The following is a 7,781-nucleotide window of genomic DNA, read 5'->3' as shown; positions in this document are numbered from 1 at the left end:
CCCCGCGAGAAGGTGCTGGCCTGGCTCGGATCGCTGAAGAACATCGCCGGCTGTACCGCCGCGATCGGCGGACTGGGACTGACCGTCACCGGCGTGGTCGGCCTGCCGGAGTGGCCGTTCGTCGTCGCCGCTCTGTACGCGGTGGGCGCCCTGGTGGCACCGGCTTCCCGTCCGGCGGCGCCGGCAGGAGCCCGGCTGCGCGTCGCCGAGCTTCGCAGGGCCGTCGACGCGCAGCTACTGGCTCTGGCCGCCCATGCGCCGGCCGAGGTCACCGCGGCCGCGGCGCGGGTTGTCGACGCGCTGCGGGAGGTGCTCGACCGCCCCCACCTGCTGCGTGCGGGCTCGCCCGAGACGTTCGTGATCGTGCGGACCATCGACGACTACCTGCCGACCGCGCTGGAGGTGTATCTCGGCCTGCCACCCCGGTACGCCGAGACGCACCGACTGGACGACGGACGTACCCCGCGCCAGGTCGTCGTCGACCAGATGAAGCTGCTGGAGAGGGGCGTACGGGACGTCACCGAGGCGGCGGCGGCCGGGGACGCCGCCAGGCTGCTGTCCCACGGCCGCTTCCTCGCGGACCGGTTCGGCTCCACCGACCTCGCCCTGCCGGACCCGCCGAATCCGTCGGACCTGCCGGATCCGCCGGGCCCGACGGCATGAGCATCCCGCCGGCACGACCACGTCCGACCTGACTCCCCCGGAAGGTCCCGGGCGGGTGACCGGCCGGAGGAGTCAGCAGGGGCCGAGCTTGGCGTTGAGGTAGGAGACCGCCTGGTCCATGGCGACGCGTTCCTGCGCCATGGTGTCGCGCTCGCGGATGGTGACCGCCTGGTCCTGCAACGAGTCGAAGTCGACCGTGAGGCAGAACGGCGTGCCGATCTCGTCCTGCCGGCGGTAGCGACGCCCGATCGCGCCGGCGTCGTCGAAGTCGACGTTCCAGTGCCGGCGCAGCGCCGCGGCCAGGTCACGGGCGACCGGTGACAGGTCGGCGTTGCGCGACAGCGGCAGCACCGCGGCCTTCACCGGCGCGAGCCGCCGGTCCAGCCGGAGCACCACCCGGCGGTCCACCCCGCCCTTGGTGTTGGGCGCGGTGTCCTCCGCGTAGGCGTCCAGCAGGAACACCAGGGTGGCACGGTCCACCCCGGCCGCCGGTTCGATGACATAGGGGGTGTACCGGGTACCGGTGGCCTGCTCGAAATAGGTCAGGTCCGCGCCGGACGCCTTCGCGTGCACGGACAGGTCGTAGTCCGTCCGGTTCGCGATGCCTTCCAGCTCGCCCCATTCCAGCCCGACGAAGTCGAAACGGTACTCGATGTCGACGGTCCGTTTCGAGTAGTGGGAGAGCTTCTCCTTCGGATGCTCGAAATGACGCAGGTTCTCCGGGCGGACGCCGAGGTCGTGATACCACTTCGTCCGTTCGTCGATCCAGTACTGGTGCCAGGTCTCGTCCTCGCCCGGCGGGACGAAGAACTCCATCTCCATCTGCTCGAACTCACGGGTCCGGAAGATGAAGTTACCCGGGGTGATCTCGTTGCGGAACGACTTGCCGATCTGGCCGATTCCGAACGGCGGCTTGCGCCGGGCCGTCGCCTGGACGTTCGCGTAGTTGATGAAAATGCCCTGGGCCGTCTCCGGACGCAGGTAGGCCAGGCCGGAGGCGTCCTCGACCGGGCCCAGGTAGGTCTTGAGCAGGCCGTTGAACATCCGCGGCTCGGTGAACGTGCCACGCGACCCGCAGTTCGGGCAGGCGACCTCGGTGAGCGCCGTCGGCGGCCGGCCGCGCCTGGCCTCGAACGCCTCCTCCAGATGGTCGGCGCGGAACCGCTTGTGGCAGGACAGGCACTCGGTCAGCGGGTCGACGAAGACCTGCACGTGGCCGCTGGTCTCCCAGACCTCGCGGGCGAGGATCACGCACGAGTCGAGGCCGACGACGTCCTCCCGGCCCTGGACCATGGCCTTCCACCAGGCGCGCTTGACGTTGTTCTTCAGCTCGACCCCGAGCGGACCGTAGTCCCACGAGGCCCGCAGGCCACCGTAGATCTCGCTCGAGGGGAAGACCAACCCCCGGCGCTTGCACAGACTGACGATGGTGTCCATGCGGTCGGATGCACTGGCCACGCGGGCGCTCCCTTCCTTTCTGCCCGGTGTCGTCGGTGACATGGGCGGCGGGGTCCTCGACCTGCCCCCTGGCACAACCTGGCGGACCGGCCGGCCGCGGGGCGGCTGGGCCCGCTGACGTTCCAGCGGACCGCCGGCGACGCGATCGTGTTCCCCCGCGCGCCGCCAGCGACGCGCAGGGCCGCCGGCCCGCTGAAGAGGATCAGGTGCCGTTGAGGAAGTCGAGCACCCAGCGTACGGGCCAAACGGTGATCATGATCGGGCAGGTACGGCCTCGCCCGCGGCGGGCTGGTCATCCCGACGGCCTGTCACCGGGCCCGGCGGTGGCGGCGTCCGCCGCCAGGTCGGAGCCACCACGGCGAACCGGGCCGCCGGCGGCGTCATGCGCCAGCAGCACCTCGAACGCACCCGGCTCGTCGACGGCATAGGCCATCAGCGGCGTCAGCTCCACCCGGACGTCGAAGGCCGCCAGGGCCCGGCGCCAGGCACCCACCCCGTCCCACTCGGATGCGATCACCCAGAGTTCCGGGTCGTCCACGGCTCGCCCCAGCCGAGCCGAACGGTAGCCTCGCGCGGCGGCGAGAACCGCCAGCGTCCGTTCTGCCCGTTCACGGAAGGTGACAGCCTCCTCCGCTGGGACCCGTAGCCGGGTGACGACAACCACTGGACGGTTCTATCAGTCCGGCCGGCCCTGCCGGGCTCCTGCCGGGCCGCGGCGGCGACCGGTCACAGCCGGCCGGGCAGGCCCGGATCAGACTCCGGAGGGATGGGCGACGACACCACCGTAGCGGCGGTCCCGCTTGGCGAAGTCGAGGCACGCCGCCCACAGGTCACGCCGGTCGAAGTCCGGCCACAGCCGTTCGACGAACACGAACTCCGCGTAGGCCGCCTGCCAGAGCAGGAAGTTGCTCAGCCGCTGTTCCCCGGAAGTACGGATCAGCAGATCGACGTCGGGCATCTCCGGCTCGTCGAGATACCGAGCGAGGGTGTTCTCGTCGATGCGCTCCGGCCGCAGCCGGCCGTCGCGGACGTCCCGGGCGATGGCGGCGGCGGCGTCGGCGAGCTCGGCCCGCCCGCCGTAGTTGACGCACATCACCAGGGTGAGACGATCGTTCCCGCGGGTGCGTTCCTCGGCCGTTTCCAGCCGCCGGATGACGTTGCTCCACAGCCGTGGACGCCGACCGGCCCACCGGACCCGGACCCCGAGCGTGTCCATGTCGTCGATGCGCCGGCCGAACACCCCGTCGGTGAAACGCATCAGGAACGCGACCTCGTCCGGTGACCGTTTCCAGTTCTCGGTGGAGAAGGCGTACACCGACAGCCAGCGGACGCCGAGTTCGATGGCCCCCTCCACGCAGTCGAAGAGAGCGTCCTCACCGGCTTCGTGGCCCTTCGTCCGCGGCAGGCCGCGCATTTTTGCCCACCGACCGTTACCATCCATGACGATGGCGACATGTTGTGGGATCAACGCGGAAGGAATCTCCGGCGGGCATGCGCCGGAAGGATGTGGGTGAGGCGCCCGGAACTGCCCAGCCCCCCCGTTACGCGGATTCACCGGCTTGACCCCCCTCCTGCTTGTTGACGGCCTTGGAAGGCCTTGGACGACCTTGGACGGCCTTTGGCGACCCTGTCAGGCCCGTCAGTCCTGTCAGCCCCGTCAGGGCCCCTGTGAGCGGCCCTGAGAATGAGCCTGTTGACGGCCCTGTCAGTGGTCCTGTCGACGGTGGCTGTGTCGAGAATGCCCGCGGCCCGCTGCCCGGTCCTGTTCACACCCGCTCCAGATGGGGCAATGTGCGCAATCCGTATTCGAGATGCCACTGAAGGTAGGCGGCAATGCATCCGCCGGCCTCGCGCCGGGTACGGGCCTCGCTTATCCCGGCGCGGTCCCAGTCCCCGGTGAGCAGATCGGACAGCAGCTTCACAGCGGCCGGGGACATCGACACCGCTCCATGCGGTCGGCATTCCGGGCACACTACGCCTCCCGCCGGGACGGAGAACGCGTGGTGGGGTCCAGGGTCACCGCAGTGGGCACAGTCCGCCAGAGCCATCCCGTAACCGGCGATGGTCAACGCCCGGAGCAGGAACGCGTCCAGGACGAGGGACGGTGCCCGCTCACCCTGGGCAAGCGTGCGCAGGCCACCGACGAGGAGCAGGAACAGCCGCATCGCCGGCTGGCGTTCCTCGCTGGTCAGCCGCTCGGCGGTCTCCAACATGACCGCCGCCGCGGTGTGCCGGGGATAGTCCGACGCGATCACCGCGCCATACGGGCTGAGTATGTCGGCCTGGGTGACGGTGTCGAGAGAGCGCCCCTCGTAGAGCTGGAGATCGACATAGGTACCCGGCTCCAGCCGCGCGCCGAAGCGGGACGACGTGCGACGCACCCCCTTGGCCACCGCGCGTATCCGCCCGGTCCGCCGAGTCAGAACGGTGATGATGCGGTCGGCTTCGGCCAGCGGCGTCGTCCGCAGGACGACACCTTCATCTCGATAGACCGGCACCTGCCCATGGTTGCACGCATTCCGGTAAGGGGGCAGAGCACGGTCGAGATGATCGCGACACGTGCCGGCCGCGGCCAGGTCAGAAGATCGATGCGGGACCGAACCGCGACAGCCCCGGCCCCGGGCGGAGCTGGACACGCCGTCGTCGTCACTGTCCGCATTCGCCGTGTTTTCTCCCTCCACCGTGTGCCCGGAACGGCCGGGAAGCGTCCGGATATCGGCGGCACCGGTGCGGAGGCGATGATGGACCGGTGCGAATCGTACGGCGGGCAGCCCGCGCGATCCTGATCGACAACGACGGGCATCTGATCGTGTTCCGCCGGACACCGCCCGGTGTGGCGCCCTACTGGTCCACGGTCGGTGGCGGGGTCGACGCCGAGGACGCCTCGGTCGAGGCGGCCCTGCACCGCGAACTGGCAGAGGAACTCGGCGCCACCGTCGACCGCGTCCAGCAGGTGTTCCTCACCAGCGCGCCGAGGGCGCCGAAGGTGGGCAGCGACCGTGATGGCCGCCGGCCCGGCATCGTCGTCCAGCACTTCTTCGTCTGCCGGCTGGTCACCATGGATCTCGCCGCCCGTACCGGCTCGGAGTTCACCAACCCGGCCAAGGGCGGCTACGAGATCGAACGCATCGACCTGCGCGGCGAGGACCTCGCCGGTTTCACGCTGCTGCCACCGGAACTCGGGGAGTTCATCCTGACCAACCGGGACGCCCTCCTGAACGCCGCCCTGAACGCTGCCGGCAGCCCCACCGCGGATCCCTGACCGGACCAGCTGTCAGTCCAACGCGCCGTCAGTCCAACGCGATCAACGTGATCAGCGCAGCGTCGGTGGAACAGCGCCGTCAGGCCGGTTGACGAGGGGGTCGCGGGCGGTCGGCACGGAGAGTTCGGCGGTCAGCGCAGGCCAGGCGACAGGGTCGTGGCCGGGCACCAGGCGCAGGCCGCGTTCGGACGCGATCGCCTTCAGCCGCCGGATCGGCTCAACGGTCGCTGCCGGCGGAACGCCGATCGTGCCCCCGACAGGCCGTTCACGGTCGATGTTCTCCTGCGGGTCCGCGGCATCGAACGCGAAGACGTACCCACCACCGCCCACCGCGGGGTCCAGCTCGACGACAAAACTCTGATGACCGGGGGTGTGCCCGGCGGTGAGGACCGCGGTCACCCCTGACACGATCTCGATGTCGCCGTCCGCCACCTGCCAGGTGATCGCGGGGTGGTCGAAGTCCATGCGGATGATGCCGGCTGCCTCCAGAGCCGCCGGATGGGTGCTGAGGCCGTGGTCGAGCTCGCGGCGCTGGATGTGCACTGGCGTGGTCCGCCCGGCGAAGTGACGCAGTCCCCCAGCATGGTCGTTGTGGAGGTGGGACACCGCAACCACGTCGACTCGCTCGAGAACGAGCCCGACCCGTTCGAGCTCGGCCTCCAGCGGATCGCCCGCCGTCCCCGGCCGGGAGCCACACGGCCACGCCGGTGTCGTGGTGGAAACGGCGGCACAGTGCCTTGTCACGCACGAACGCGGGGTTGAAGCCGGTGTCGATCAGCAACCAGACGCCGTCCGCCTCGACCAGTAGCGCCGGTACGGGTTCACGCAACCGGACGTCGTCCGGAGCGCCGTGCACGGACATCGAATACGGCACCTCGGCCCAGCCCAGAGTCAGCGGAATCACCCACCGCGCTCCCCTGCCCACCACCGCCTCCCGCCGGGCCGGTGTGCGCAGCCCTCCCGCCGTAGCCGCCCTCGCATCAGCTGCCCTCGCATCCCCGAGCACGACAGCCGTCCACCCGACCTTAACCCACGACCCGAGCGGCATAGTCAACCCGGACGGCACGATCCATGGCACACAGTGGCATTCTCGACCTGTGAGCAACGGGGATGATGCGGCCGGTGGCGGCGATGTCGGGTTCGACTTCTTCATCAGCTACACCGGTGTGGACGGGAGATGGGCGGAGTGGATCGCCTGGCATCTGGAGAAAAAAATCCAGATCAACAACCGTCCTACCCGGGTGTTCGTACAGGCGTGGGACCTCGTACCCGGATCGGACTGGACGACCCGCATGCATCGCGCGCTGCCCGCGTCCACGCGGGTGGTGCCAGTACTGTCGGAGACGTACCTGCGCGATTCCCGGTACGGCAACGCCGAATGGCTGGCGGTCTGGCCGGACGATCCGGACGGGTTTACGCGCAGAATCATTCCGATACGGGTCGGCGAATGCCAGCCGGACGGCCTTCTGCGTTCACGCACCTATATCGACCTGGTCGGCAGGGACGAGAACACCGCGACCGATGAACTGATCCGGGGAATCACCGCGTCCATCACCGGACGAGGAAAACCCACGACCGCTCCCACCTTTCCCGGCACCGGCGGCGGCAGCACCGCACCGACCTTTCCAGGAAACTCCCCGAAAGGATTTTCGGGGGATACCGACGAACATTCCGTCACCGTGCTGCACCTGTCAGGAATGCGACTACCCGCACCACCCACGGACGGTCGGACGCCTGCGGAGCTGGTCACCTGGCTGTCCGACGACCTGCGCAGGCTCGCCGGCACCGGCACCGGCACCAAGGAGCTACGTCCGGACCTCGTCATCATCACCGGCGACATCACCGAAACGGGCGCGAAACGCGAATTCGAGCAGGCGTACGATGTCCTGGCCGGGCTCGCCGACGGGCTACGCCTCAACCACAACCGGTTCGCGGTCATCCCGGGCAGTCATGACGTCAACGAGAAACTCTGCGAAGCTTACTTCCTCCAGCAGGAGGGCATGGACGAGGAGCCGGTCGCGCCGTACTGGCCGAAATGGACATTCTTCAACGGGCTGCTGCGCCGTTTCTACGGCCCGGACGCGGACGTCGGTTTCCAGGTCGGCGAAGAATGGTCGCTTTTCGCCATGCCCGACCTGAAGGTCGTGGTGGCGGGGCTGAACTCGACGATGGCCCAGTCGCATCTGGTGCGCCATGGCTGGCTGGGCACCGGGCAGCTCGACAGCGTCGCCGACGCCCTGCTTGAGCCCGCGTGGGAGGGCTGGTTGCGGATCGGCGCCGTACACCACGACCCGGTCGCCGCGGCGGCACCGCACAACAGCGAACTGCGGGACACCGAGGAGCTCGACCGGGCTCTCGCCCCGCGCCTGAACCTGCTTCTGCACGGGCGGGGCGGGGA

8 protein-coding genes are annotated in these 7,781 nt (G+C 69.4%); 3 read left to right on the top strand and 5 right to left on the bottom strand.

What is annotated here, in order from left to right; all coding sequences use genetic code 11:
- A partial coding sequence (locus CM1CMNOD_RS07420) for a hypothetical protein (RefSeq protein WP_242625443.1) occupies window positions 1–663 on the top strand: 663 nt, incomplete at its 5' end.
- 72 nt (window positions 664–735) lie between these two features.
- Here the strand turns inward: CM1CMNOD_RS07420 and CM1CMNOD_RS07415 are convergent.
- The 4 genes from CM1CMNOD_RS07415 to recO all read right to left on the bottom strand — a co-directional run bounded on the left by CM1CMNOD_RS07415 (window position 736) and on the right by recO (window position 4,619).
- Complete coding sequence (locus CM1CMNOD_RS07415; protein WP_431307080.1) at window positions 736–2,163, bottom strand: glycine--tRNA ligase; 1,428 nt, start codon at window positions 2,161–2,163, stop codon at window positions 736–738.
- A 250-nt stretch (window positions 2,164–2,413) separates the two neighbouring features.
- Entirely contained in the window at window positions 2,414–2,785 is a 372-nt protein-coding gene (locus tag CM1CMNOD_RS07410; RefSeq protein WP_013873049.1) for an antibiotic biosynthesis monooxygenase family protein, read from the bottom strand.
- 87 nt (window positions 2,786–2,872) lie between these two features.
- Window positions 2,873–3,676 (bottom strand): isoprenyl transferase, encoded by an 804-nt coding sequence (locus CM1CMNOD_RS07405; protein WP_013873048.1) that lies wholly within the window; start codon window positions 3,674–3,676, stop codon window positions 2,873–2,875.
- 211 nt (window positions 3,677–3,887) lie between these two features.
- Window positions 3,888–4,619 (bottom strand): DNA repair protein RecO, encoded by a 732-nt coding sequence (recO, locus tag CM1CMNOD_RS07400; RefSeq protein ID WP_013873047.1) that lies wholly within the window; start codon window positions 4,617–4,619, stop codon window positions 3,888–3,890.
- A 251-nt stretch (window positions 4,620–4,870) separates the two neighbouring features.
- On the opposite strand from recO, the gene CM1CMNOD_RS07395 reads away from it, so the two are divergent.
- Window positions 4,871–5,383: an NUDIX domain-containing protein gene (locus CM1CMNOD_RS07395; RefSeq protein WP_013873046.1), complete on the top strand. Its 513-nt coding sequence runs from the start codon at window positions 4,871–4,873 to the stop codon at window positions 5,381–5,383.
- 51 nt (window positions 5,384–5,434) lie between these two features.
- On the opposite strand, the gene CM1CMNOD_RS07390 is transcribed toward CM1CMNOD_RS07395, so the two are convergent.
- Window positions 5,435–6,127, bottom strand: coding sequence for an N-acyl homoserine lactonase family protein (locus tag CM1CMNOD_RS07390; protein WP_202797684.1), 693 nt, complete (start codon window positions 6,125–6,127; stop codon window positions 5,435–5,437).
- Window positions 6,128–6,480: 353 nt separating this feature from the next.
- On the opposite strand from CM1CMNOD_RS07390, the gene CM1CMNOD_RS07385 reads away from it, so the two are divergent.
- On the top strand, window positions 6,481–7,781 hold a 1,301-nt coding region (locus CM1CMNOD_RS07385), incomplete at its 3' end, for a TIR domain-containing protein (RefSeq protein ID WP_165490453.1).

Origin of the sequence: Protofrankia symbiont of Coriaria myrtifolia, from assembly GCF_900634755.1 — a bacterium.
Taxonomy (GTDB): domain Bacteria; phylum Actinomycetota; class Actinomycetes; order Frankiales; family Frankiaceae; genus Protofrankia; species Protofrankia coriariae.
Note: the sequence above shows the minus strand (reverse complement) of the source record. Positions and strands in the feature narration are given on the sequence as shown.

Coding starts and splice junctions, on each gene's coding strand:
- CM1CMNOD_RS07415 (WP_431307080.1), bottom strand. CDS start 2,163: ATGTCACCGACGACACCGGGCAGAAAGGAAGGGAGCGCCCGCGTGGCC.